This is a genomic window from Thermosynechococcus sp. QS41 (genome assembly GCF_031583515.1).
In the GTDB taxonomy this organism is placed as follows: domain Bacteria; phylum Cyanobacteriota; class Cyanobacteriia; order Thermosynechococcales; family Thermosynechococcaceae; genus Thermosynechococcus.
On record NZ_CP134181.1, the window covers coordinates 1,685,253 to 1,709,123 of the forward strand.

The window sequence follows — 23,871 nt, forward strand, 5'->3', positions numbered from 1 at the left end:
TTCCTCGCTAGAGAATGCCCTAAACTGTGGAAACATCAAGGGTGTGGTGCCCTATGATTCCACGTCAACTGGTATTGCGCAATTTCCTCAGCTATCGCCAAGCCACTCTTCCCTTTGCGGGGTTACATCTGGCCTGTATTTGTGGTGCTAATGGGGCGGGCAAGTCCTCGCTTCTTGAGGCGATCGCCTGGGCACTGTGGGGGCAAAGCCGCGCTAGCCGTGAGGATGATGTGATCTACTACGGCGAAATGGAAGCCCAAGTGACGTTTGAGTTTAGCGTTCAGGGGCAGACCTATCGGGTGGTACGGTTGCGGCGCCGCGAGCAACATACGGTTTTAGAGTTGCAGATTCAAACAGTAGCGGGCTATACCTCGCTAACGGGGCGATCGCTACGAGCAACACAGGAAAAAATCATTCAAATTCTGCGCCTTGACTACGCCACGTTCGTCAACAGTGCCTATCTGCGCCAAGGCCGTGCCGATGAATTTATGGCCAAACGCCCCAGTGAGCGCAAGCAACTCTTGGCCACCCTTTTAGGCTTGGATCAATACGAGACCCTAGCGGAGGCGGCTCGCGATCGCGCCCGTGACTACAAAGCCCAAATCAGCGTTCTGGAACAACGCCTCCAGAGCCTAGGGGAGCAACTCGCCCAAGAACCGCAGTTACGCGCCCAACAGGCAGCGGTGAGCCAGCAGATTCAACAGCAACGGCAGCAAGTCGAGCAGTGTCAACAACGGCTCCAAGAGCAACAGGCCGCCTACCACGTCTATCAACTGCAACAGCGGGACTATGAACACCTGCAACAGCAGCGAGACACCCTCGGGACAACAATCGCCCATCTCGAGCAGCAGTGCCAGACGCTCCGCCAAGAACAGGCCGCGATTGCGGATCTAGAAGCCCGTGCCCCCCTCTTGGAAGCCGCCGTTAGCCAATGGCAGCGCCTGAAAACCGCTGAAGCGCAATTGCAGCAGTGTTTTGCTGACTATCAACGGCTGCGCCAAGAGCGCGATCGCCAGCAGCAGAACCTCGACCAGCAGCGCCAAGACCTTCTGCGCACCCTGCATGGATTGGAGAGCCAGCAGCAATTTCTTCTGGAACAATGCCAGCAGTTGGAAAAGCTCCTCAAGCAAGAAAATCAGATTGTCGCTGCCTTTGAACAGTTACAGCGATCGCGCGCTCAGCTCCAAGCCCAGGAAGAGCTTCAACAAAAAGTCTTTCCCCTTCTGCAAGTCAAACAGCGCCTTGAACTGGAACGGCAACAGCAGGAACAACGCCTCCGCAGCCGGCGCGATGAATTGCAACAGTTGTGGCGGCATCTCCATCAACAGGTGGAACGACAACCCGCTCTCCAAGAGGCAGTGACATTGATTACTGCCCAGATTGAAACCCTTGAAAAACAGCGCATCTATCAAGACCATGTGCGGGAAAAGGGACTAGAGCGCCGCCGCTTCCTAGAGCAACTGCAAGCCCGCCAGCGGGAATATGAGCGGCAAATTAATCAACTGGAGCAGCGCTTAGAACTGCTGAATCAGCCGGGAGCGATTTGCCCCCTGTGTCAACGTCCCCTCGATGCCGAGCACCACGAAGCTGTCCTGCGCCGCAATGCCGCCGAAAAAGAGGATCTGCTGAATCAGTTGTGGGTGATTCGTGAGCAATTGGCGGTCACCGAGCGGGAAATTCAAGTCCTACGGCGGGAATATATTACCGTGGGCTATGAGATCTCGCAACTGACGCAACTGTTTGAGCAACGGGGGCAACTCCAGCAGCAACTCCAGAGCACACAGGATTTAGAACCGCAATTGGATCGCTTGGCCGCAGAAATTCAGCAGATTGAGCGGCAGCTGAGGAACGGCCATCAGGAAACCCTTGGGGAACTGCAAGCCATTGAGACGGAACTGAAACGCCTGAACTATGACGAGAAAAATTTGGCGATCGCCCGCGGGCAAGTGGAAAAATGGCGTTGGGCCGAAGCCAAGGAACAGGAACTCCGCCAAGCGCAGCGGCAATACCGCCAAATTCAGCAACAACTGCCGGCCCTAGTGGCACAACAGGAAGAACTGCAACGCCAACTCAATGCCCTTGAAACTCTCTCCCCCTTGGCACAAACCTTGGCCACCATTGATCAGCAGTTGGCGGCCTTAGCCTACGATCCTGAGCAGCATGCCCAAATTCAGGCACAACTGGCGGCATTAGAACCGGACTATGAGGCCTATCAGACCCTGCAACGGGGGCGATCGCGCCAACCCCAACTCCGCCAAGACCTCCAGCACCTAGAGGAAACGCTGCACCAACAACGGGAACAACTGCAACGCATTACTGACAAACTTGCTACCCTTGAGGACACTGCACGCGCCGCCAGCCGCCTTGCCGCCGAGCTGAACCAACGTCAACAGGAACTCCTGAAGCAGCAGCAGACCCTCGAAGCTAACCTTGCCCAGCAGGGCAAACTCACCGCTGAATTAGAGCAACTCCATCGCCTAGCCCAGGAATACGAACAGGGACAGCAAACCCTTGCCCACCTCCGCCATCAATACCGCCTCTACTGCGAACTAGCCCAAGCCCTAGGCAAAAATGGCATTCCTGCCATGCTCATTGAAACCGTCTTGCCCCATCTGGAGGCAGAAACCAACCATATCCTAGGCCGCCTGAGTAACCATCAACTCCATGTCCAATTCATTACCCAACGCAGTCGGCGGCGCAGTGGCGCTGATACTAAGCCCATTGAGACCCTCGATATTCTCATTGCCGATTGCCAAGGGACTCGACCTTACGAAAGTTATTCGGGGGGTGAAGCCTTTCGCATCAATTTTGCGTTGCGTTTAGCCTTGGCCCGACTGTTGGCACAGCGATCCGGCAGTGATGTTCAGTTTCTCATTATTGATGAGGGGTTTGGTACTCAAGATGCCCAGGGCTGTGAACGGCTGATTGCCGCCCTGAACGCGATCGCCCCTGAATTTCACTGCATCCTCGCCATTACCCATGTGCCTGCCCTCAAAGAAGCTTTTCAAACCCGCATCGAAGTCACCAAAATAGGGGGAGCCTCCCAACTCAGCATCATTACCTAGGACAGGGGTAGCAGCTTGCGGCACAATATCGGCAAAATGGTAGAGTAGGGTCAGCAACAGCACACTTTGCCACGATGACGGTTGAACTTATTGCCAAACTCAGCGATCCCATTGTCAGTGCCGGACAGGGGGCACAGCGCCAACTGGAACTAACGTTAGCGGCACAGCGACAACAACAGCAGCGCGCTCCTCTCAATCTCTGCCTGATTTTGGATCACAGTGGCTCAATGGCATGGCAACCTTTGGCAATGGTCAAGCGAGCCGCGCAGTCCTTGGTGGATCGGTTACTGCCGACGGATCGCCTGAGTATCGTGGCCTTTGATCACAAAGCTCAGGTGTTAGTGCCCAATCAATTTGTGCAGGATAAAACTGCAATCAAGGAGCAAATTGCAACCCTTGAGCCAAGTGGTGGCACTGCCATTGATCTGGGGATGAAACTGGCTCTGACAGAGTTGGCCAAAGGCAAACAGGGAACCATCTCCCAAGCCTTTTTGCTCACCGATGGGGAGAATGAACACGGCGATAACCAACGCTGCCTTGAACTGGCCAAGCTGGCAGCAGAGTACAACATTACGTTTAATACCTTGGGGTTCGGCGTTCACTGGAATCAGGATGTCCTTGAGCAGATTGCTGATGCGGCAGCAGGGCGTTTAGTCTTTATTGAATATGCGGAGCAGGCGATCGCCTGTTTTCAAGCGCTCTTTAGCCACATTAGCAGCGTGGACTACACCAATGCCCATGTCCTATTGACCCTGAGCGAGGCGGCACAACTAGGGAACTTCAAACCAGTCAACCAAGTGGCTCCCGATACGATTGAACTCACCTACGACAGCCCCACCCCCCACGAGTATGTGATTCGGGTTGGCGATGTTTCCGCTACCGTCAAACGCACACTCCTGATCACCCTGAGTACCCAACCCTTGCCCCCAGGCTCTCACCTCATTGGTTTTGTCCAAGTCCGCTACGATGACCCCGTGCAGCAAGCCACTGGCCTTTTCTCCGAGAGGATTCCCCTGACGCTCACGGCAGAACCCGATCACATCGCCCAAGTGGATCCAGAAGTACAGCAGAGTATACTCACCCTCGAAAAATACCGCAAAACCCAGTTGGCAGAAACAAAGCTGCAAGCGGGAGATACCGCGGGCGCTGCCACCTTTTTGCAAAGTGCTGCCAAAACGGCTCTGCAAATGGGAGATACGGAAGCAGCAAAAGTCCTTGAAGCCTCGGCTCAAGAGCTACAGCAACAATCTACCCTCAGTGAAGCCGCCCTCAAGCGCACCCGCATTGCTTCAAAAACCGTCCTGAGCAATCCCCCCTCAAACTAGCCACACAGCATCGCCATTCTGGCAGCCTAAGAGCGACTGGGCATTGCCACCATTAATGGCTAGCTCAATAAACCCATGACTGCCTACTAATGCCATCAGATGTTGAGGTGGAACATCACCATAGGTGTGGACGAGGGGAATCTGCTGCCCCTGAATCTGAATGTGGTGGTAGTCCTTGGCTAAAAGCGCCGCAGGGAGTGTGGTGATCACATTCCCAAAGTGATCAATCGCTTGAATCCAACCTTGGATGCCTTGGGGGGTAATCTCATAGGTGAGATGGGGCAAGCGCACCAAACTGTCTGGCTCAATGGCAGAGCCAAGGCGCGCCAAATCGGTTCCTGCAGCTAAATGGGCGGCCACGGGGGCAAAAATATCCCGCCCATGGAAGGTAGCACTGGGGTTGGGGGTGCGCCAAAACTGCGGCTGGGTGAGTTCAACCACTCGCTGAGGAGGATAGCGATCGCACACTTGACTAAAGACACCATTATCGGGCCCCACACAATACCCGATCCCCAGATCAAGGGCGATCGCCCGCCGACGGGTTCCCACCCCCGGATCCACCACCACGACATGCACCGTTTGCGGGGGAAAATAGGGCACCGCTTGCAGCAGTTGAAAACTGGCCGTGCGACAATCCTGCGGCGGAATTTCATGGCACAGGTCAATCACTTGGGCTTGGGGATAAAGACTTAAAATCACCCCCTTCATCACACCGACATAAACATCCTGATGGCCAAAGTCCGTCAGCAGGGTAATGCAGCAAGCCATGGGCAATCCCCTTAAAAGGAAAGGCGCTTAAACACAGGTTCAGGGATCCAACGAATGATCACCATGACCCAGCGCCAAATGGGTCGCACATAGATCACATCTTTCTTCTTTTCTATGGCTGTGTAGATAGCAGTGGCCACTTCCTCAGGCTCCGCCGTCAGCAAGGGGGGCAGTTTTGTGCCCTCGGTCATCCGTGTCCTCACATAGCCTGGCAAAACCGTTAAGACTCGAACCCCCGATTTGGCTAAGCGCTGCCGCAACCCCGACAAAAAGGCTGTAAACCCCGCCTTGGCAGAGCCATAGCAGTAATTCTTTGCCCGCCCCCGTTCCCCCGCCACAGAGGAAATCCCCACTAACGTCCCAAACCCCCGCTGCTCAAACACATTGGCAAAGAGACTCAAAACAACCGCTGGACCTTCATAATTGGTGCGCATCACTTCAAGGGCAAGGGATAAATCTTGCTCACATGCCTTTTGGTCTGGCATGAAGCCAACAACGCAGATCACGATCGCTGGTTGCTCCGGAAGTTTCTGGATAAAACTTGCATGGGTCTCCACCGCTAAAACATCAAATTCATGGACACTGACGGGCACGCCGTAGCGTATTTCCAAATCTGCTTTATCTGGCTCTAGGCGACCCACCTGCCGTGCCGCCAATTGAATTGGGTAGCCTTTAGCTGCAAACCGCTGGGCGATCGCCCGCCCCATATCGGAAGTTGCCCCCAAAATCAGCACAGGCGCCCTCATAGATGTAACCTCTTCGACTGTTCCGACGCAAAGTTGACCTGCCACTGATGGGCATTCCTAACTTGAACAAACCTCTCTACCCGAGCATCGGACTGGCGCAAGCGCATCGGCGTTAAATGGCTATCCTTGGCAAGGTAAAAGCGACCCCCATAGTGTAGGGTGATCTCCTCCAGTTGATCCAAAACCTTGAGGGTGCGTTGCGACATCGGAAAGTCCAAGGCCAAGGTATAACCCGCCATGGGAAATGAAAAATAACCCTGTTGATCCCCCAACTTCTTCAAGACCGCCAGAAAGGATCCCGCTCCTGCAGCTGACGTGCAATGCAGTAAGGCCGATAAACCTTCACGGGCAGTGCTCAGGGGCAAGACACATTGGAACTGGACAAAACCGCGCCGCCCATAGATGCGATTCCATCCCAATAAGCTATCAAGGGGATAGAAGAAAGTATCCCAATCCACAAAGGACTGACCCGCTTTGCGTTGACTGTTGAGGAAATACAGTTGATTAAAGGCACGCACGGTCAATGAATTCAAGGCACCATTGGGAAAATCCACGGGAATCGAGAGTTTGCGTCGTTGCGGAGTCCGCAGTGGACTTTGGCGATATTTGACTGGCAACCCCTCCCGTGTGGCGTGTTCGCCCAGCATGAGCACAGACCGTCCTAACTGCGAACCAGTCGCCAGACAATCAATCCAAGCCACGGAGTAGGTCACGTCCTGAGCCGCCTCAAAGAGATTAATGACCTCGTCTAAATGCTTGGCGATGCGGGTGGTTTGGCGAATCCAAGCGGTTTCAATGGGGCGCAAGCGAAAGGCTGCCCTGAGGATCACCCCCGTCAAGCCCATTCCCCCCACCGTCCAGTAAAACAAATCCTGATTTTCGGAAGGGGAGCAGCGATAAATTTGCCCCTCGCTGGTGAGGAGATCCAGCCAGTCCAAACTGTGAACAAAACTGCCCTCTTTGTGGTGATTCTTGCCATGAACATCAGCCGCAATCATGCCCCCCACGGTGACAAACTTTGTACCGGGGGTAATCAAGGGAAACCAACCGCGAGGCACAAAGATCTCTAAAATCTCCGCCAGCAGCACCCCCGCCTCAGCAATCAATTGACCCGTGTGCGGATTAAACCCCAATAGGCGATTGAAGTGGCGCATTTGCAGCGTTGCTTTGCTATTGAGGGCGCTATCGCCGTAGGCACGGCCATTACCGCGGGCAATGAGCGGCAAACCCCTCTTGAGAAGCTGGATCATCTCAGATTCTGAGCGCGGGCAATAAACATGACAGGTCTGCACAGGATACCGCCCCCAGCCGCAGAGCGTTTTAAGAGAACCCTTAGGCGTCATGGGAGAAGACATATCGCTTATCCAAGTGATACTTGACCACATAGCCAATGGCTAGACCAATAATGGCGCCAATTTCGCGCATGAAATGGCTTTGCCAAATCAACCAAAATACAGTTTCAAATCCCCAAAAGATGGTCGTTGTGAAAATCCCCATCGAAGCATACAGACTAAATTGACGGCTATAGTGATGCACACCCTTTTTATGATCAAAAAAAATCCAGCGCTTATCCAGATAGTATTTCACTACCAAACCCACGAGGGTACCCACCGCCACTGCGGTTATAAAATAAGGGAAACTATTATCAATGAGTAATATCATCCTTTGAAAAAATAAATTCATAAAGGTGGCAATAACCGCAAAAACTGTATAGCGAATAATCAGAGTTTGCAAACTCATAGAATCCCACCAATTATAAAGAGAAATAGGCAGATCAAGAAGCAGAGTTGACTTTGGCGATCTTTAATTGCATAAACAATTGGATCATCGTGCATCAAACCCCGATGGGTAATCATAATGGTTCTTGTAATCCAGTATAGAAGCACACAGCAAATGCCCCAGAGCACCTGTGGTCTTGTGTAAAGAAGCTGCACTTGGGGAGAGTTGATATAGAGCGCCAGCACCAAAATTGAGACATAACCCGCCCCAATGGCCATCATGCTAATAATCGGCAAATCGTCAATGTGGTAGCCCCGACCACTGGCCTTGAGTTGTTTGCGGTGACGATGATCCACCAGTTCTGCTTGCCGCTTGACTGTTGCTAGGCAAAAGAAGAAAAAGATGGAGAAGGCCAAAAGCCAGACACTGAGGGAAATTCCTGTGGCAACCGCACCCGCAAAGATGCGAATGGTGTAAAGACCAGCCAGCGTGCAAATGTCAATAATAATCCGTCGCTTTAGGTAAAAGGAGTAGGCAGTTGTGAGACCATAATAGGCCAGCAGAATGCCCAGAAATGGCCAACTAATGGTGGTGGCGATCGCCATTCCCAGTCCTAAAAGCACCAAAATCATCCAGATGCCATGACAGAGGGGAAGATCGCCAGCAGCAAAGGGACGATGACGCTTCCGAGGATGGGCGCGATCGACCTGCAAATCCAAAAGATCATTTAAGGCATAGACACTGGACGCCGTCAGACTAAAAGCAGCCGCTGCCACCAGCGAAATCCAAAAGGTTGGTAAATCAAATTGATGTGCCGCCAGCATTGGCACAAAGACCAAACTATTTTTCACCCATTGATGGGGGCGGATTTCTTTCAGGTAGGGTTGAATGCTTCGTTTTGCGGTACCTAGATGTTCAACATTAGAATTAACTTGCTCTACTTTCTTGCGCAGCCGAGGTGAGGCATTGACGGTAATTGCTTTGGCCGCAACTGCCCAAGCGGGCAAATCAGCCTCAGAATCCCCCATGTAGATAAAATTTTTCTCACCAAAACGCTCTACGATAAACCTTGCTTTATGCTCTCCCTTCAAATTAAGCTGGCCATCAGACCCATAAACCTCATCAAAAAGCCCTAAATAGGCAGCAATCTTATCAGCAATGAGTTGATCAGTGGCAGTGACGAGAGCAACCTTACCCCCCTTTGCTTTCCAAGCTTGGATATACTGAATAACCTCCGAGTTATAGGGCAGTGCTGTAACATCTATTTCAGAGAGTTTAGCTAATTTTCTTTTGATTTGGGCGCGATGAAAGCTTCTTATTTGAAAGAATATAACTAGAGACTGAGCCAAAGAAGAACAGATTAATTCCAGCAGAATATCCGTCCTCAGCAGTGTATTGTCTAGATCGATAAGAAGATAAACCATCTTTTACCGTTTAAGACTTGCGCTATGTTCTTGGTCAGCTTAAAGTAAGCTACCGCTTAACCCATTCTTTTCCATGAACTGCATGAGGGTATTAACCAAAATCGTTGATCCAAGGTGCCAGAATCAGCAATCCTAGGTCAGCTAAAGGCGAGTAACAGATTATGAATTAGCCGCTGCTGTAGCCCAACCTAGGCTGCCAGATACTAGAGTAGTAGTGAACTGATTCGGGAACGGAAACTATGGGTGAACTCTTTGGCCTGCTGTTTCTACTGGGGTTTGGAGGCTGGGGTATCGCTAACTCTGTGCGCATTGTCAATCAGGGCAATATGGCCTTGGTGGAGCGGTTAGGCAGCTATAGCCGTCGCTTGGAACCGGGGCTAAATTTTACAGTGCCGCTCCTTGATCGCGTGGTCTTTGAGCAAACGATTCGGGAAAAGGTCTTAGATATTCCGCCGCAGCAGTGTATCACCCGTGACAATGTGACGATTACGGTGGATGCCGTTGTCTATTGGCGGATTATTGATATGGAGCGCGCCTACTACAAGGTGGAAAACCTGACGATGGCAATGGTGAATCTGGTGCAAACGCAGATTCGAGCAGAAATGGGGAAGCTAGAGCTGGATGAAACCTTTACCGCCCGCACTCAGGTGAACGAGAATCTCCTGCGGGATCTGGATATTGCCACCGATCCTTGGGGGGTGAAGGTGACCCGTGTAGAACTGCGGGATATTGCCCCCTCGAAGGCGGTTCAAGACTCGATGGAACTGCAAATGTCCGCTGAGCGCAAAAAACGCGCTGCGATTCTCACCTCTGAAGGGGAACGGGAAGCAGCGATCAACTCGGCTCGAGGTAAAGCGGAAGCTCAAGTGTTAGCCGCCGAGGCCGAACAAAAAGCCGCTATTCTGGCAGCGGAAGCAGAACAAAAAGTGGTGGTGTTGCGTGCCCAAGCGGAGCGCCAAGATCAGATTTTGCGTGCCCAAGGAACTGCAGAAGCAATGAAGATTATTGCCGCAGCACTGCGTGAAGATCCGAAGGCGAAGGAAGCGCTCCAGTTTCTCCTTGCTCAGGGCTATTTAGATATGGGACGCACCATTGGCCATAGTGATAGCAGTAAAGTACTATTTATGGATCCCAGCAGTATCCCGGCAACGATTGAGGGTGTGAAGTCCCTGATCGAGCAGTCCCCCCGCGAGGTATAGTCCATGGCACAATTTCAGGCACAGGTTTTTGTTACGCTGCGACCATCGGTGTTAGATCCCGCAGGCGTCGCGGTACAGGCGGGGATTCATCATCTCGGCTATACGAATGTACAATCGGTGCGCATTGGCAAACTGGTGGAACTCACCCTAGAGGCCAGCGATCGCGCCACTGCCGAGGCACAACTCACCCACATTGCCGATCAACTGTTGGCCAACCCCGTGATTGAAACCTTTCGCATTGAATTGCAGGAGCTGGCAACTGCCGCAGGATAGGCACGATGTTCAACTGGTGGGATGATCTATTAGCCAGTATCGAGGCGGGCATCAAGGCCAGGATTGAATCGGGATTACAGTCCTTGGCGGAGACCCTTGCCCCCTTGCTTCAGGTACCGGAACCTGCAGCCCCGTTCCAACGCATTGCCCTTTTTCGGGCGGGTGTCGATCAACCCATTGCTGGCTCTGGTCTCAGGGTTGAAGGCGCCGCTTGGTATCTGGAGTCCCACTGGCCGCAAACAATTCCCCTCTTTGAACTGCCGGAAGCCCACCTGTGGTTGGAAGTGCCTTCTGCCCAAGGGGGAGATCAGTTGCTCCTGTGTCGCGCCCTAGTGAAAACCGGGATGCTGCCTGAGGGAGGGCAACTGGTTCTCAGCCGCAGTCAACCCTTTGGTTGGACATTTTCGCGCACGGTTTCCCTCGTGGGCGATCGCGATTGGCATCTGTGTGAAGTGCCTTTTCACCTGAAACCAGAACCCCAGACCCCTGGCTTGATTAAAATTGGGGTGGAATTCATGGGACGCGGTGTGGTCTGGCTACGGGATATTGAGCTACTCCATGCCCCTGCCAAGTTAAAGCCGATTACTGACGTGATGGATGGATTGCTGTGAGTCATGCCCTAAACGTGGGGATTGTGGTTTTTCCCGGATCCAATTGCGATCGCGATGTGGCCTACGTCACGAGTGAGATTCTCCAATGGCCAACGCAACTGCTGTGGCACGAAGAGACCCATCTGAGTGACTATGATTTGATTGTGCTACCGGGGGGCTTCAGTTTTGGTGATTATTTGCGCTGTGGGGCGATCGCCCGCTTCTCACCAATTATGTCCGCCGTCAAAGACCATGCCGCCGCTGGCAAATGGGTGCTGGGCATTTGTAATGGGTTTCAAATCCTGACCGAGGCCAAACTGCTCCCCGGTGCTCTAGTGCGCAATCGGGACTTGCATTTTATTTGCGATCGCGTGTATTTGCGCCTAGAAGCCAAGGAACGCCCGTGGCTACAGGCCTATGGCGATAAAACGGTGATTCGCTTGCCCATTGCCCACGGTGAGGGCTGCTACTACGCCGATGCCGCCACCCTCGCTGAACTGGAAGCCAACCGCCAAGTCCTCTTTCGCTATGCCGATGCCCAAGGGAATGTCACCCCTGAGAGTAATCCCAATGGTTCGCTCAACAATATCGCGGGTATTTGCAATGCTGCTGGCAATGTGTTAGGAATGATGCCCCACCCTGAGCGCGCCGCTGACCCCGCCTTGAGCCACTCCCCCAGTGATCACACGTTGGATGGCCTGCAATTGTTCAAATCGCTTTTGATGGCTGCGGCTGAGGTTTAGAGGTGTTTTCGTCTTTGGAGGCGATGCAACTTCATCAACTGACGGCAACCGTCAACCTCTATGATGCCCCCACGGGCGATCGCTTGGCGACCCAAGGGGCAGCAGGACGCTTGCTCTGGGCACCTGCTTTGGGGGCTGAACGTACCTACGTGCAACTTGCTGAGGATGAATACTGGGGCTGGCTGGATCCACAGGATTACCGCCATCTCACACCCGCCACTCAGTCCTATCAACCCATTGCCCGCGATCGCGCCTACATCGAGGCTGTCCTTGAAGAGGTGATTGCCTTTTGCTGCGCGGCACAGCAGGTTCCCCATGAATATCTCTGGGGCGGAACCGTTGCTCCCAACTACGACTGTTCTGGCTTGATGCAGGCCAGTTTTGCCAGTCAAGGCATTTGGCTGCCCCGTGATGCCTATCAGCAGGAGGCCTTTGCCACGCCCCTAGGGAGCAACTCCATTGAGGAAACCTTACCCCAGCTTCAGCGGGGTGATCTGGTGTTTTTCGGTACGCGTGAAAAGGCGACCCATGTGGGTCTCTATCTGGGGCAGGGACAGTATATCCATAGCTCTGGCAAAGAATATGGCCGCAATGGCATTGGCATTGATACCCTCTACCCCAGTGAAGATCCCGTCAGCATCGCCTATCAGCAGCAGTTTCGCGGCGGTGGCCGCATTGACTATAGCTATCTGCCCCTAGGCTAGCGCCCCATCCCCAGTTTTTGCGCTTTTTGATAGACCTTGCCTTCCGTGAGCAGGGAAGGAGCAATGACAATCTCCACCTGCTGCATTTCCCGCAGATCCTTGGCGCCAAGGGTGCCCATACTGGTTTGCAATGCCCCAAGAAAGTTGTGGGTACCATCATCCAACTGAGCCGGTCCCCGCAGAATCTGCTCAAGGGTGCCAGTGGTGCCGACATGAATGCGCGTCCCCCGAGGCAGCACCGGACTAGGCGTGGCCATCCCCCAGTGATAACCGCGACCGGGGGCTTCTTTGGCACGGGCAAAGGGGGATCCCATCATCACCGCATCTGCGCCGCAGGCAATACACTTGCAGACATCGCCACCCGTGACAAGGCCCCCATCGGCAATCACAGGCACATAGCGTTGCGTCTCTTCAAAATAGGCATCCCGTGCCGCTGCACAGTCAGCGATCGCCGTGACCTGAGGCACCCCCACCCCAAGCACGCCCCGGGAAGTACAGGCTGCCCCCGGCCCAATCCCCACCAGAATCGCTGCTGCACCACAGTGCATGAGACTGAGGGCCACCTCATAGGTGACGCAATTCCCCAAAATGACGGGCATTGGCATCCGTTCACAAAAAGCAGCAAGATCGAGTGGTTCTGTCCCCTCAGGGGCAAGGTGAGCCGGTGAGACGACCGTGGCTTGGACAAAGAGCAAATCGGCCCCCGCCGCTGCCACAACATCGCCAAAACGACTAGCCCCCGCTGGGGTTAAACTGACGGCAGCAATCCCCCCTTGGGATTTGATTTCTTGAATGCGTTTTTCAATGAGGTGGGGCTGAATCGGCTGGGCATACAACTGCTGCATCAGGGGCACAAATTCATCAACACTGACGCTGGCAATGCGTTCGAGAATCGGTGCTGGATCTTCGTAGCGGGTTTGAATCCCCTCAAGGTTGAGGACGCCCAGTGCCCCCATTTGGCTGAGTTTGACGGCCATCGTAACATCCACGACCCCATCCATGGCACTGGCAATAATCGGAATTTCCCGTTCAATGGAACCAAGGCGCCAGCGGGTATCGGCCAGCTGGGGATCAAGAGTGCGGTTGCCGGGGACAAGGGCAATTTCATCAATACCGTAGGCGCGACGGGCGGTGCGATGTCCCCCTAGTTGAATCGTCATGGTGTTCCTCGCAGTAGGTGGGCTAAAGGATCAAGTACGGTGTCTAAGTTGTTGTTGACAGTGCAACAAATTTACAAAAATTTACAACACTTCGACAAGCCATGCCTTGGCGCTAGTTCAATGGGGGATTGGGCGATCGCCGAACCGGGCGAAAGGAGGTCGGACGCGGCGATGTGGGCGATGAACCGGGACGCTGAGGGCGCTGGGGACGGGCTGGCCGTGCCTTGGCTTTCTTGGGCTTCTTGATTTTGCGGGGGGGCAAAATACCCACCGTGGCTGCCTCCTGAACCACTAGACTTGTGCCCTGTCGCTGTACCTGAAAGTCCCAAAAGTATCCGGGTGACTTCATAGGCACGGTTCCTGTTAGTTTCAGTTTGAAAGCTTTGGGTTTCTCGCCCCGCCGACGCGGCAACTGTTGAATTTTAACGACGACAAAGTTCTTTTCTTGGGAGTTGAAGATCACTTCTCCGCGTACAGAAAAGTAGCCGTCATTGACGCCGGGATCCGCTGCTGCGGCATTGGCCTGTTGCAGGCGTTCCGGTTCCCATACACCCACAATTTGCAGGTGCAGCTTCACCGCTTCTTTGTCAACGTCGCGGGTGCGGGGATAGACCACCCAGAGGTGGGGTTCATTCAGGTCGAGATATTTTTTAATCAGGTTCATCACCTGCCCCAAGAGGACGGTTTCAATTTCCACGCCATCCTCGGTCATCATCACCCCGCGGTTGAACTCCTCCTCCGAAGCGGGTACATAGCGACCGCGTACAACCCCGATCGCCCGATATTGCATCCGTTCACTGGGGGGCGGGATCGGCTGGGGACGGGAAGGAAGATCTTCTTGCTCAGAAATCGCTTCTTCAGGAGCAGTATTGACCTTGGGCGGTGAGCTACCCGCTACCGCAACACCGAGAATTTCTGGGCGAGATTTGGTTTCTAACTCAGGGGAAGGCGTTGGCGGAGTCGCTGGGGTCTTCTTGGCGCGGGGGCGCTTGGCCGGGGGTTCAGCAGTCATGGCAATTCTCGCAAACAGTCTAAACACCAACTGAGCACCTGTTCAGATGAACAGGCCACGGCAATTCTCAATTGGGGTACTCTCAATTATGCGTTGCCGCTGTGAGCTAAGCAACACTTTTGTTCCTGCCAAAAGTTGTGAGAACTATGAGCTGGATGCAACGCTCTCGATTTGGACGATCGCCCCAAAATCGCCAATAATTGCCGCACAATTGCGCAATAGACCAAGGAGCGCTAAGCGATTGGCACGTACCGTTGCATCCTCTGCCATCACCAGTACACTTTCCTCGCCATCGAAGAAGCGACTAACAATCGGAGCCAAGGAGGCTAGGGCACGAACAATCTCGCCATAGGCGCGCTGCACTTGAGCTTGCTGGACGGTGGGCAAGATGTCCTTGAGGGCGGCATAGAATTCCTTTTCAATGGGGGCTGCGAGGTGCTTGGCCTTGACGGCACGGATATTCAGGCAGTCTGTCCCTAGGGTGCCTTGGCGTGCCAAGCGAGTTGCCCGGTTTACCGTGGGGTAAATCGTCATCAGTTCACCAGATTGGCGCAGTTTTTGGAGAAATTGGGCGCGATCGCGGGCATCCACCACATCCCTGAGGGCACGCGTCTGCAACTCCGGCTGATCCTCTGGAATGACGGCATTCACCAAGTCATACTCAATGCCAAGATCTTCTTGCAGTAAGGTTCGCAGCCGTTGGCTAAAAAACTGCCGCAGTTGCTGCTCTAAGTCAGCGGCACTGAGCTTGGCGGCAAATTGGCGACAAAAGGCTTGGGCAGACTCCTGTAGCAGAGCGAGGAAATCCAAGTGATGTTCCCCCTGCCAGAGAATGGTGATCACGGCATTGGCTGCCCGCCGTAGGGCAAAGGGGTCTGATGACCCCGTGGGACACAGGCCGATACCAAAAAGGCAGACAAGAGTATCCAAGCGATCGGCGAGTCCCACCACCTGACCCGTGAGACTTTGGGGCGGGCGATCGCCAGCAAAACGCGGCAGATAATGCTCAAAAATCCCCGTCGCCACCGCTGGCGCTTCCCCGGAGACCGTGGCATACACTTGCCCCATGTAGCCCTGCAGTTCCGGAAATTCCCCTACCATCTGCGTCACTAGATCCGCTTTGCACAGGCAGGCCGTGCGTTCAATGGCAGCAACGTCCGCAGCCGCACAATTTAAGGCGGTGGCAATTTGGCGAGCCAGCACAGTTAGCCGCTCCACTTTGTCGGCCATGGATCCCAATTCATCTTGGAAGGTAACCGTGGCTAGTTTGTCGCGGTAGTGCTCTAGGGGCTGTGCCGTATCCGCCTTGTAGAAGAACTCGGCATCCGCTAGGCGAGCACGAATCACCCGCTCATTCCCAGCACGAATCAAGGGGGTGGCCGCCGGGTCGCCATTGCTAATCGTGATGAATACAGGGAGTAGCGCTTGGCGAGTGGCATCGGTGTACACGGGAAAATACCGCTGATGGGACACCAATACGGTGGTAATCACCTCAAGGGGCAGGGCAAGAAACCGCGCTTCAAAACTTCCCAAAACCGCCGTTGGCCATTCCACGAGGTGGGTGACTTCCTCCAAAAGGGGCACCTCTAAATCCACCCATCCCCCCGCTTCCGCAGCAAGGGCAGCAATTTGCTCGCGAATCCGTTGCTGGCGAACCTCTGGATCTACCAAGACTCCCGCCGTTTCAAGGGCAGCTTCATAGTCTTGGGCATGCTTGAGGACAATAGCCCCTTGAGAAAGGACGCGATGGCCATAGGTGGTGCGATCGCTGGCAATGCGCACGGAATGGCTCTCCAAGACCAAGGGCAGTACCTGCTCATCCCACAGCAGCACTAGCCACCGAATGGGACGCGAAAACCGCAAATCCCCATCCCCCCAGCGCATGAAGCGGGCACCCTCAAGGGCGGCAATCCACTGTGGTGCCAACTCGGTCAATCGTTGGGACGTCGGTTGGCCGGGGCGAACTTGCTTGAGATAGACTACCTCTCCTTTTTCCGTGGGACGGATTTCAATTTCCTCAAGACGACCTTGGCGCGATCGCAAGAACCCCAATAGGGCAGGGGTAGGTTCCCCCTCGCGAAAGGCCACGCTGGCCGCTGGCCCTTTGATTTCAATTGCTTGATCGGGTTGCTGGGGCGGTAACCCCTCAATCAGTACCGCTAAGCGGCGCGGGGTTGCCCAGACTTTGACTTCCCCCTCCAGTCCCTGTTCCTTGAGGGTTTGGGGAATCAGGGTGTGCCACTGGCGCAGGGCACTACTGACAAAGCGGGCGGGGAGATCCTCGGTTCCCACCTCCAAGAGGAACGTATGCGGTGATGACTTGGGCATGGTGACCATGGGCTAGATAACGGAGCTACTGCGGGCGGCTTCGGCCTCGTCGGGATGAATACCAAGGCGGGTCAAGTTAATGCGACCTTTGCTGTCCACCTCACGGATTTTGACGACAATTTCATCGCCAATTTTCACTTCGTCCTCGACTTTGCCAACGCGATATTCCGCCAACTGGGAAATGTGGATCATCCCCTCCTTGCCGGGGAGAAACTCGACAAAAGCGCCAATGGGAATAATCCGCGTCACCTTGCCCAGATAGACATCACCGGCGTTGAGCTTTCGCGTCAGACCCTCAATGGCCGCCCGTGCTTGCTTGGCGTTGGTTTCATTGGGGGCAGTAATGGTGACCAGCCCTTCTTCACTAATATCCACCTTGACGTTGTATTGCTCGCAGATACCGCGCACGGTTTTACCACCGGGACCAATGACAAGGCCAATCATATCGGGGGGAATTTGCAACGTCAGCAGCCGTGGCGCACTGGGGGGCAGTTGTGGACGGGGTTTGTCCAGCACCGCCAGCATTTTCTCAAGGATATGGAGCCGTGCCGGACGTGCCTGTTCGATCGCCTGCTTGATCACGGCAACGGGCAAGCCAGTAATTTTCATATCCATTTGCAGAGCGGTAATACCGCTATCGGTGCCGGCTACCTTGAAGTCCATGTCGCCAAGGAAGTCTTCAATCCCCTGAATGTCGGTGAGGATGCGCACCTCATTGCCCTCCTTGATCAGCCCCATGGCCGCCCCACTGACGGGTTTACGGATCGGTACCCCGGCATCCATCAAGGAGAGGGTGGAACCACAAACGGATCCCATGGAGGTAGAACCATCGGAAGAGAGCACCTCCGACACGACGCGAATCACATAGGGAAACTCCTCTTTGGGAGGAATGACCGGTTCGAGGGCACGCTCTGCGAGGGCACCATGGCCAATTTCCCGCCGCCCGGGCGATCGCAGGGGTTTGACTTCACCCACAGAGTAGGGGGGAAAGTTGTAGTGGTGCAGATAACGTTTGCTGTCCTCGGGATGCAGATCATCAAGGGCTTGGGCATCGGCAGGAGAACCGAGGGTGGTCACAGACATCACCTGCGTCAAGCCGCGATTAAAGAGGGCACTACCATGAACCCGCTCTGGCAGAACCCCCACCTCACACCAAATGGGACGCACTTCATCGAGACGGCGGCCATCCACTCGCACCCCTTCTTCAATAATTTGCTGCCGCATGAGTTTTTTCGTCACGGCCTTAAAGAGGGTAGGCAGGGCTTTCGGGTTTTCCGCTGCCGCCACTGCGACCGGGTGATCCGCTGGCAGGGCAGCAATTTCTTGGGCGATCGCCCCTTGCACCTCATCGAGGGCAGCATCGCGAACATTTTTGTCCTTTTCAAAGCGTTTGAGAATGGCTTTGACCGGTTCAACAGCGCGATCGTAGATGAAGTTTTCCAAGGTGGGGTCGATCGCCGGCGGTTCCGCGTGGACAATGTCAATGCCCAATTCCTTGAGGAGATCCCGCTGCGCTTGAATCAGGTCTTGGATCACCTCATAGCCAAAGTCAATAGCTTCAATCATGTCGGCTTCGGGCAGCTCATTGGCACCGGCCTCCACCATCACCACGCCATCGGGAGAGCCGGCCACGACCAGATCTAAGCCACCGCGCTCAATTTCTTTGTAGGTGGGGTTGATAATAAACTCATCCCCCACAAGGCCCACCCGCACTGCTGCCATTGGACCATTAAAGGGAATTTGCGCCAAAAGAACAGCGATCGAGGCTCCCGTTACCGCCAATACATCGGGGGGAACATTTTCATCCAAGGAAACCGTCGTGGCTACTACTTGCAGATCATCGCGCAACCATTGGGGAAAGAGGGGGCGCAGCGGCCGGTCAATCAGGCGACCAATGAGAATCGCTTTTTCGGGGGGGCGACCCTCACGCCGTAAAAAACCGCCGGGAATCCGCCCAGCGGCATAGAGGCGCTCTTCGTAATCCACCACAAGGGGTAAAAAATCAATGCCTTCGCGAGCGGCGGCACGATTCGCCGTCACGAGTACAGCCGTTTCTCCCGAACTAATGAGAATGGAACCGGCAGCTTGGGGGGCAAATTTTTGCAATACCACCTTAATATCCCGCCCATCTAGGGGGATAATCTTTTCTAGACCCTTCATTGGCGTTCTATTTTTTCCTTCTTCCTATTTCTTTCTCTCTACTAGGATAGCCGCTTCTGCCACTCATCCGCTAAAGTTCAAGGATCAGCCGTGTGCCCCCAAGGACGGCAAGACTGGGGGTCGCTGTCCAGCTTTGGGTTAATAAAATTTGTATCAGTTCTGCCGATCGCCGGCTGCTGGGGCTATCCTGTAACCCCAAATAGAAACTGGCAGAGTGGTGGCTATCTTGACCGAGCACTTTCAACAGATCATCAGCGTAGTGAATGGCTTTTTCCATCTGGGTTTGCAAGTTAGTCCACAGATCGACATTGCGAAGATTGCTCAGGGTTTCGGCCACCACATCTTGACGGTGTTGAATTAGGATGGTTCGCGGCTGTAGCTCTGGCGGTAAATCCGCAAAGAAAATGGCCGGGCCATAGCCAATGAGATGAACCATCTCCATCCATTTCGTTTGTGGCAGCAGCAATTGGTGGACAATGTGGCAGGCAAGGGCAGTAATAATTAACCCTTGACTATGGGCGACAAGGTACAATTCGGCTCCCGCTTGTAACCCCTTGACGATTTCATAGGCCAACCGCAGGGTGGGACGCGGCGCGCCGGCTGGAAAGGCACCGTAGAGATACTGGACAAAATCCCCCCAGCCTAATTTTTGTAGGAACGAGAGGTCAAGGAGTTTCGTTAAGTCAGCGGTGCTATTGATATCGAGGGGGCGCTGTTGCAGTTGGCTCGGTTGGGCGATCGCTAGAATATCGGCATCATCGGCAAGGTCTTTGCTCACCAGTTGGCTAAGGAGTTTGGCATACTCATAGCGGCGATCTTTGCTGGGGTCTGGGGCTGGGGTCTGGAGCCAAAAACGGTAGAGTTCTGCCTTACCGAGGAAACTTTCCAAGAGATCCGCTTGGAAGCCATGGGTCTGATTGTGAATGCCCCGAATTTCTAAAGGATAAGTCGCTGTGAGTTCGGCAAGGCGGTTCAAATCCCGCCGTTGCTTGGCAGCATCGCTCCCTATCCCATTCACATGGAGTAAACGCCGCCGTAGGGGGACGCTCAGGGGGTTGCCGGGCAAAATAATCGTACCGTCTAGGGGAGAGGTCATAGGGAATTTGGAAAGTCTAATGAGAGAATTTGGTGAAACGCAATAAAAGGCGGCTAAATTGTGATCATCGTCACAGTCATTCTATCGGGGGATGGGTCATACTAAATAGTGACTCAGTACTATCCGAGTCATCAACAGGGAACACACAACGAGCCGACAGACTGTAAGTAAGTTTGTCGGTTTTTTTTTGAATTTCAGTCATGCCCCACAAAAAGATCACGCTTCGTTTAGATGCTGAACTCTATGGCCAACTCCAACGCTGGCAAGTCCAGCAGGGATGCGGTTCCCTTAGTGAGGCAATTCGTAAAATTTTGCAACAATCTCTTCAGCCGACGGAGATGGCCTGTCCCACAGTTTTGCAGCGACTGAGTGCCCTAGAACAGCAAGTGGCCGCCCTTGAACGCCGACTGTGCCCGCCTCAACCCACTATCGAAACGCTGACGATCGCGGAGCTAGAGCGGCTGACTCGCCCACAACTGGTGGCCTTAGCGCGGGACTTGGGCATCTATAGCTATAAGCTGAATAATCCAGCGTTGCGGCAGGCCATTTGGGCAGCGAAACAAGCGATCTATGGACAGGAGCGGCAATGATATGCTGACGAAGGTGACTCAAGTATAGGTGAGATGGCTAGTCCGTCAGAATCGATAGATCGCTCCCGTTTGTGGTGGGCGGCGATTAAACTTCCTATGTACAGTGTGGCAGTGATGCCCATTTGGTTGGGCACAGCGGTGGCGATCGCCGAAACGGGAAGGGTGCACTGGTGGCCTTTTGGGTTGTTTCTGACAGCGGCAGTGCTGATTTTGGTTTGGCTGAATCTCAGTAATGATGTGTTTGATGCCGAAACGGGGATCGATCGCCACAAGTACCATTCTGTAGTCAACCTTACAGGCAAAAAGCAATTGATCTTTTGGCTGAGCAACCTCTGCTTACTTTTGGGACTACTGGGGGTTGCGGCCATTAGTTGGTTGCAACAGGATGCAACGGTTTTAGGGTTGGTATTGCTCTGCTGTGCCCTAGGCTATAGCTACCAAGGCCCGCCCTTTCGTTTGGGCTATTTGGGCTTGGGGGAGCCGATTTGTTTTATCTGCTTTGGACCTTTGGCGATCGCTGCTGCCTACTATAGCCAAGTGCAAACCTTTAGCCCTAGTATTTGGCCAGTGGCTATCCTCAATGGTCTGACGACAACACTGATTCTTTTTTGCTCCCACTTTCACCAAGTGGCCGATGATCTAGCCGCTGGCAAACGTTCGCCGGTCGTGCGCTTAGGGACGGCTCGCAGTGCTCAACTGGTCTATGGTGCCTGTGGTCTTTTTTATGGGGTGTTGCTGGCCAGTGTCGCATGGGGAATCCTGCCATGGCCAACACTGCTGGCTTTGAGTTCACTGCCTTGGGCGATTTATTTGTGCCAGCGGATGGCGCAATTTCACAGTGTCCCTGAGCAGATCAAGAACTCGAAATTTATTGCGGTGCAACTGCATTTTTGGAGTAGCTTGCTCTTGGGATTGGGTTACTTGCTCTGAGCTGGGGGGCGATCGCGATTCAGCGACCATTGGTACTCCACACTGCCGCCTCTCAATTGCCATTCCTCTTCAAACTGCTTTTGCAGCCGCAGGGCTTTGCGCAGATGAATGACCGCACTATGGAGTTGCTGGTAACCACTGGAGTGGGGAGGGAGGGCGGGCAACGAGACCTGTTCCAAAATTTGCAGCGCTAACTCGTAATGGATGTGGGCAGGAACAGGAATCTCATCTGAGGGGGCAGAAGAAAGAGTCACCGGGGCAGACACCTCCAAGGAACGACTATCTAGATTTCCGCTTTCTAGCGGCGGCGGGGACGGCGATAGGTCAACCGCTCGGAGCGATCGCGCTCGTAGGCAATCAGCCGGCCATAGATTTCGTGCTTGGTTAAGTTTAACGAAAAAAAGACATGCCGCCGCGGATTGCCAAAGCCCTTACGGGTAAAGAACTTCACTGCGGGCGTGTTGGCCGGATCGGTATCCACCAGCATAAATCGCGCCCCCTCCTCAATCATGCGTTCAATGAGCTTATCTACGAGCTTGTCGGCAATCCCCCGCCGTTGATACTGCGGATGTACCCCCAGCCAGTTAATGTAGCCATAGACCCAAGGGGCTTTGCTAATAATTGTGCCTAAGATAAACCCTGCCACTTGCGAGTCAGCTTCGGCCACCAGACAGTATTCGGGATCGGTGTTGTAGAAACCAATAACCTCCCACTCATCCCAGATGCGATACAGCGAGGGATACAGATCACTGGTGAAGAGTTCCTCACCAAGGTGAAATACAGGGGCAATGTCGTCAATGCCCATCTCGCGAATAATAATGTTGGTGGGTTCAGAGCGCTCTTCTTCTTTGGCGGGAACGATTTCTAAATCAACTAAATTGTGGTCAATGGGATCATCGGTGTGCAAAGACATACAAACGTTTGTACCGAGCTATTTCTAGCTTAGCCTATGTCCAGCGGGGTCAATTCGTGAACCTTAGCGCACTTCCACAACTGCCTCTAGGGGATAGCGTACCTTGGGCAAAGTCGCATAGTTGTCATCGGCCGCTCGATAGCCCGCTGCACATAGAACGACGGCATGATAACCCTGGGCAGGTAGACCGAGAAGGCGATCATATTCTTGGGGCAAGAAACCCTCCATCGGGCAGGTGTCAATGCCCAGCAGCGCCGCCGTCAGCATAAACTGACCCAAAGCAATATAGACTTGGCGGGTTGACCATTCATCAACATTGAGGGGGTAGGGGGGTGACTGCAAAAAGCCCTTGACCAAGTCCCCATACTTTTGCAGATTTTCCACTGCGGTTTGGTGGACTTCCGCTTGCCGTGCAAGGTAGCGATCAACGTCCGTAGCATTGAGATTGGTTTTAATGGCAAATACCACTAAGTGGGAGGCATCCACCACCTGCCGTTGATTCCAAGTGTGGGGGAGCAGGGCTTGGCGTAGCGCAGGCGTCTCAATGACGTAAAACTTCCACGGTTGCAGGCCAAAGGAAGAAGGAGCCAGTACCAGACTTTGTAGAAGTGTTTGCCATAGATCCGCAGGAATTTTGCGATTGGGGTCAAATTTCTTCGTGGCGTAGCGCCATTGTAGTTGTTGCAAAACCGTTGTTGGTGAAATCGGTGTTTCAGTCATTCTGTTCCCTAGAGAATTGATTAGAGCGATTACCCGAAGGGTACGCTACGCGATCGCGAGAACCACTCGCCGCTCATTTTGACAAACTATTAAAGGTGAGGTCAACTGCCCTGTAGATCAATTGCCCACTATTGCCACTGAATATCGGCATCGATCGCAGTCATGGCAGAGGTGAGTTTTTCAACCAGTTCCTTAACAGGGAAAGCGCCGACATCTCCCGCTGCACGGGTGCGGATACTCACGGTCTCGCTTTCGACTTCCTTGGCACCCACAATGCCCATCACAGGAATTCTCTGGGTTTCAGCATTGCGGATTTGTTGACCTAGCGATCGCCCGTACGATCCACACTCACGCGGATATCCTATCAGCCGAGGATCAGGTGCCCCTACCAATCATGGAGCAGGTC

23 protein-coding genes are annotated in these 23,871 nt (G+C 53.9%); 9 read left to right on the plus strand and 14 right to left on the minus strand.

The window, feature by feature from the left end; genetic code table 11:
* Positions 1-53 precede the first annotated feature (53 nt).
* Positions 54-3,065: an SMC family ATPase gene (locus RHJ80_RS08295; protein WP_310742894.1), complete on the plus strand. Its 3,012-nt coding sequence runs from the start codon at positions 54-56 to the stop codon at positions 3,063-3,065.
* A gap of 74 nt (positions 3,066-3,139) precedes the next feature.
* Entirely contained in the window at positions 3,140-4,390 is a 1,251-nt protein-coding gene (locus RHJ80_RS08300) for a VWA domain-containing protein (protein ID WP_310438231.1), read from the plus strand.
* Here the strand turns inward: RHJ80_RS08300 and RHJ80_RS08305 are convergent.
* Genes RHJ80_RS08305 through RHJ80_RS08325 form a run of 5 tightly spaced genes read right to left on the minus strand, consistent with a single transcriptional unit; the run spans position 4,382 to position 9,047 of the window.
* Entirely contained in the window at positions 4,382-5,158 is a 777-nt protein-coding gene (locus RHJ80_RS08305) for an SAM-dependent chlorinase/fluorinase (RefSeq protein WP_310453672.1), read from the minus strand. The genes RHJ80_RS08300 and RHJ80_RS08305 overlap by 9 nt on opposite strands.
* 11 nt (positions 5,159-5,169) lie before the next feature.
* Positions 5,170-5,904: an SDR family oxidoreductase gene (locus RHJ80_RS08310; protein WP_310800764.1), complete on the minus strand. Its 735-nt coding sequence runs from the start codon at positions 5,902-5,904 to the stop codon at positions 5,170-5,172.
* Complete coding sequence (locus RHJ80_RS08315) at positions 5,901-7,259, minus strand: FAD-binding oxidoreductase (RefSeq protein WP_310800765.1); 1,359 nt, start codon at positions 7,257-7,259, stop codon at positions 5,901-5,903. The genes RHJ80_RS08310 and RHJ80_RS08315 overlap by 4 nt, the downstream gene beginning before the upstream one ends.
* Positions 7,237-7,644 (minus strand): GtrA family protein, encoded by a 408-nt coding sequence (locus RHJ80_RS08320; RefSeq protein WP_310800766.1) that lies wholly within the window; start codon positions 7,642-7,644, stop codon positions 7,237-7,239. Before RHJ80_RS08320 ends, RHJ80_RS08315 begins: the two co-directional genes overlap by 23 nt.
* Positions 7,641-9,047, minus strand: coding sequence for a UbiA family prenyltransferase (locus RHJ80_RS08325; RefSeq protein ID WP_310800767.1), 1,407 nt, complete (start codon positions 9,045-9,047; stop codon positions 7,641-7,643). Before RHJ80_RS08325 ends, RHJ80_RS08320 begins: the two co-directional genes overlap by 4 nt.
* A gap of 239 nt (positions 9,048-9,286) precedes the next feature.
* On the opposite strand from RHJ80_RS08325, the gene RHJ80_RS08330 reads away from it, so the two are divergent.
* Genes RHJ80_RS08330 through RHJ80_RS08350 form a run of 5 tightly spaced genes read left to right on the plus strand, consistent with a single transcriptional unit; the run spans position 9,287 to position 12,556 of the window.
* Positions 9,287-10,246, plus strand: coding sequence for an SPFH domain-containing protein (locus RHJ80_RS08330; RefSeq protein ID WP_206199779.1), 960 nt, complete (start codon positions 9,287-9,289; stop codon positions 10,244-10,246).
* A gap of 3 nt (positions 10,247-10,249) precedes the next feature.
* Positions 10,250-10,519 (plus strand): phosphoribosylformylglycinamidine synthase subunit PurS, encoded by a 270-nt coding sequence (gene purS, locus RHJ80_RS08335; RefSeq protein WP_206199780.1) that lies wholly within the window; start codon positions 10,250-10,252, stop codon positions 10,517-10,519.
* 5 nt (positions 10,520-10,524) lie between these two features.
* Positions 10,525-11,130 carry a hypothetical protein gene (locus tag RHJ80_RS08340; protein WP_206199781.1) on the plus strand — a complete coding sequence of 202 codons (606 nt, stop codon included), beginning with the start codon at positions 10,525-10,527 and terminating at the stop codon, positions 11,128-11,130.
* Positions 11,127-11,852, plus strand: a complete 726-nt coding sequence (gene purQ, locus RHJ80_RS08345; protein ID WP_206199782.1) for a phosphoribosylformylglycinamidine synthase subunit PurQ — start codon at positions 11,127-11,129, stop codon at positions 11,850-11,852. The genes RHJ80_RS08340 and purQ overlap by 4 nt, the downstream gene beginning before the upstream one ends.
* 23 nt (positions 11,853-11,875) lie before the next feature.
* A complete protein-coding gene (locus tag RHJ80_RS08350) occupies positions 11,876-12,556 on the plus strand; it encodes a C40 family peptidase (protein ID WP_206201670.1) in 681 nt (226 codons plus the stop codon).
* On the opposite strand, the gene RHJ80_RS08355 is transcribed toward RHJ80_RS08350, so the two are convergent.
* The 5 genes from RHJ80_RS08355 to RHJ80_RS08375 form a co-directional block, all read right to left on the minus strand.
* Positions 12,553-13,716 carry a GuaB3 family IMP dehydrogenase-related protein gene (locus tag RHJ80_RS08355; RefSeq protein WP_206199783.1) on the minus strand — a complete coding sequence of 388 codons (1,164 nt, stop codon included), beginning with the start codon at positions 13,714-13,716 and terminating at the stop codon, positions 12,553-12,555. The two genes, RHJ80_RS08350 and RHJ80_RS08355, sit on opposite strands and share 4 nt — an antisense overlap.
* Positions 13,717-13,828: 112 nt before the next feature.
* On the minus strand, positions 13,829-14,728 hold the full coding sequence (locus RHJ80_RS08360; protein WP_302676106.1) for a hypothetical protein: 900 nt from the start codon (positions 14,726-14,728) through the stop codon (positions 13,829-13,831).
* A gap of 144 nt (positions 14,729-14,872) precedes the next feature.
* On the minus strand, positions 14,873-17,056 hold the full coding sequence (gene glyS, locus RHJ80_RS08365; protein ID WP_310800768.1) for a glycine--tRNA ligase subunit beta: 2,184 nt from the start codon (positions 17,054-17,056) through the stop codon (positions 14,873-14,875).
* Positions 17,057-17,068: 12 nt separating this feature from the next.
* The gene (locus RHJ80_RS08370) at positions 17,069-19,216 is read right to left on the minus strand and encodes a polyribonucleotide nucleotidyltransferase (protein WP_206199785.1); all 2,148 of its coding nucleotides are present in this window, start codon (positions 19,214-19,216) and stop codon (positions 17,069-17,071) included.
* Positions 19,217-19,286: 70 nt separating this feature from the next.
* Complete coding sequence (locus RHJ80_RS08375) at positions 19,287-20,312, minus strand: hypothetical protein (protein WP_206199786.1); 1,026 nt, start codon at positions 20,310-20,312, stop codon at positions 19,287-19,289.
* Positions 20,313-20,512: 200 nt separating this feature from the next.
* On the opposite strand from RHJ80_RS08375, the gene RHJ80_RS08380 reads away from it, so the two are divergent.
* Positions 20,513-20,902 carry a hypothetical protein gene (locus RHJ80_RS08380; RefSeq protein WP_310438220.1) on the plus strand — a complete coding sequence of 130 codons (390 nt, stop codon included), beginning with the start codon at positions 20,513-20,515 and terminating at the stop codon, positions 20,900-20,902.
* A 33-nt stretch (positions 20,903-20,935) separates the two neighbouring features.
* The gene (gene menA, locus RHJ80_RS08385) at positions 20,936-21,832 is read left to right on the plus strand and encodes a 2-carboxy-1,4-naphthoquinone phytyltransferase (protein WP_310438219.1); all 897 of its coding nucleotides are present in this window, start codon (positions 20,936-20,938) and stop codon (positions 21,830-21,832) included.
* Here menA and RHJ80_RS08390 read toward each other — a convergent pair.
* From RHJ80_RS08390 to RHJ80_RS08405, 4 genes are all read right to left on the minus strand, one after another.
* On the minus strand, positions 21,820-22,086 hold the full coding sequence (locus tag RHJ80_RS08390) for a DUF5340 domain-containing protein (protein ID WP_206199789.1): 267 nt from the start codon (positions 22,084-22,086) through the stop codon (positions 21,820-21,822). The two genes, menA and RHJ80_RS08390, sit on opposite strands and share 13 nt — an antisense overlap.
* Positions 22,087-22,130: 44 nt before the next feature.
* Positions 22,131-22,637, minus strand: coding sequence for a GNAT family N-acetyltransferase (locus RHJ80_RS08395; RefSeq protein ID WP_225901709.1), 507 nt, complete (start codon positions 22,635-22,637; stop codon positions 22,131-22,133).
* Positions 22,638-22,808: 171 nt separating this feature from the next.
* On the minus strand, positions 22,809-23,465 hold the full coding sequence (locus tag RHJ80_RS08400) for an NAD(P)H-dependent oxidoreductase (protein WP_206199791.1): 657 nt from the start codon (positions 23,463-23,465) through the stop codon (positions 22,809-22,811).
* A 128-nt stretch (positions 23,466-23,593) separates the two neighbouring features.
* Entirely contained in the window at positions 23,594-23,746 is a 153-nt protein-coding gene (locus RHJ80_RS08405; RefSeq protein ID WP_255521535.1) for a His/Gly/Thr/Pro-type tRNA ligase C-terminal domain-containing protein, read from the minus strand.
* Positions 23,747-23,871: the final 125 nt, after the last annotated feature.

Excerpts from the sequence above, each read along its gene's own strand:
- menA (WP_310438219.1), top strand. The coding sequence starts at position 20,936 with ATGGCTAGTCCGTCAGAATCGATAGATCGCTCCCGTTTGTGGTGGGCG.
- RHJ80_RS08380 (WP_310438220.1), top strand. The coding sequence starts at position 20,513 with ATGCCCCACAAAAAGATCACGCTTCGTTTAGATGCTGAACTCTATGGC.
- RHJ80_RS08360 (WP_302676106.1), bottom strand. The coding sequence starts at position 14,728 with ATGACTGCTGAACCCCCGGCCAAGCGCCCCCGCGCCAAGAAGACCCCA.
- RHJ80_RS08310 (WP_310800764.1), bottom strand. The coding sequence starts at position 5,904 with ATGAGGGCGCCTGTGCTGATTTTGGGGGCAACTTCCGATATGGGGCGG.
- RHJ80_RS08395 (WP_225901709.1), bottom strand. The coding sequence starts at position 22,637 with ATGGGCATTGACGACATTGCCCCTGTATTTCACCTTGGTGAGGAACTC.
- RHJ80_RS08400 (WP_206199791.1), bottom strand. The coding sequence starts at position 23,465 with ATGACTGAAACACCGATTTCACCAACAACGGTTTTGCAACAACTACAA.
- glyS (WP_310800768.1), bottom strand. The coding sequence starts at position 17,056 with ATGCCCAAGTCATCACCGCATACGTTCCTCTTGGAGGTGGGAACCGAG.
- RHJ80_RS08325 (WP_310800767.1), bottom strand. The coding sequence starts at position 9,047 with ATGGTTTATCTTCTTATCGATCTAGACAATACACTGCTGAGGACGGAT.
- RHJ80_RS08340 (WP_206199781.1), top strand. The coding sequence starts at position 10,525 with ATGTTCAACTGGTGGGATGATCTATTAGCCAGTATCGAGGCGGGCATC.
- RHJ80_RS08305 (WP_310453672.1), bottom strand. The coding sequence starts at position 5,158 with ATGGCTTGCTGCATTACCCTGCTGACGGACTTTGGCCATCAGGATGTT.
- RHJ80_RS08370 (WP_206199785.1), bottom strand. The coding sequence starts at position 19,216 with ATGAAGGGTCTAGAAAAGATTATCCCCCTAGATGGGCGGGATATTAAG.
- RHJ80_RS08350 (WP_206201670.1), top strand. The coding sequence starts at position 11,876 with ATGCAACTTCATCAACTGACGGCAACCGTCAACCTCTATGATGCCCCC.
- RHJ80_RS08315 (WP_310800765.1), bottom strand. The coding sequence starts at position 7,259 with ATGTCTTCTCCCATGACGCCTAAGGGTTCTCTTAAAACGCTCTGCGGC.
- purS (WP_206199780.1), top strand. The coding sequence starts at position 10,250 with ATGGCACAATTTCAGGCACAGGTTTTTGTTACGCTGCGACCATCGGTG.
- RHJ80_RS08405 (WP_255521535.1), bottom strand. The coding sequence starts at position 23,746 with ATGGGCATTGTGGGTGCCAAGGAAGTCGAAAGCGAGACCGTGAGTATC.
- RHJ80_RS08355 (WP_206199783.1), bottom strand. The coding sequence starts at position 13,716 with ATGACGATTCAACTAGGGGGACATCGCACCGCCCGTCGCGCCTACGGT.
- RHJ80_RS08375 (WP_206199786.1), bottom strand. The coding sequence starts at position 20,312 with ATGACCTCTCCCCTAGACGGTACGATTATTTTGCCCGGCAACCCCCTG.
- RHJ80_RS08295 (WP_310742894.1), top strand. The coding sequence starts at position 54 with ATGATTCCACGTCAACTGGTATTGCGCAATTTCCTCAGCTATCGCCAA.
- RHJ80_RS08330 (WP_206199779.1), top strand. The coding sequence starts at position 9,287 with ATGGGTGAACTCTTTGGCCTGCTGTTTCTACTGGGGTTTGGAGGCTGG.
- RHJ80_RS08320 (WP_310800766.1), bottom strand. The coding sequence starts at position 7,644 with ATGAGTTTGCAAACTCTGATTATTCGCTATACAGTTTTTGCGGTTATT.
- RHJ80_RS08300 (WP_310438231.1), top strand. The coding sequence starts at position 3,140 with ATGACGGTTGAACTTATTGCCAAACTCAGCGATCCCATTGTCAGTGCC.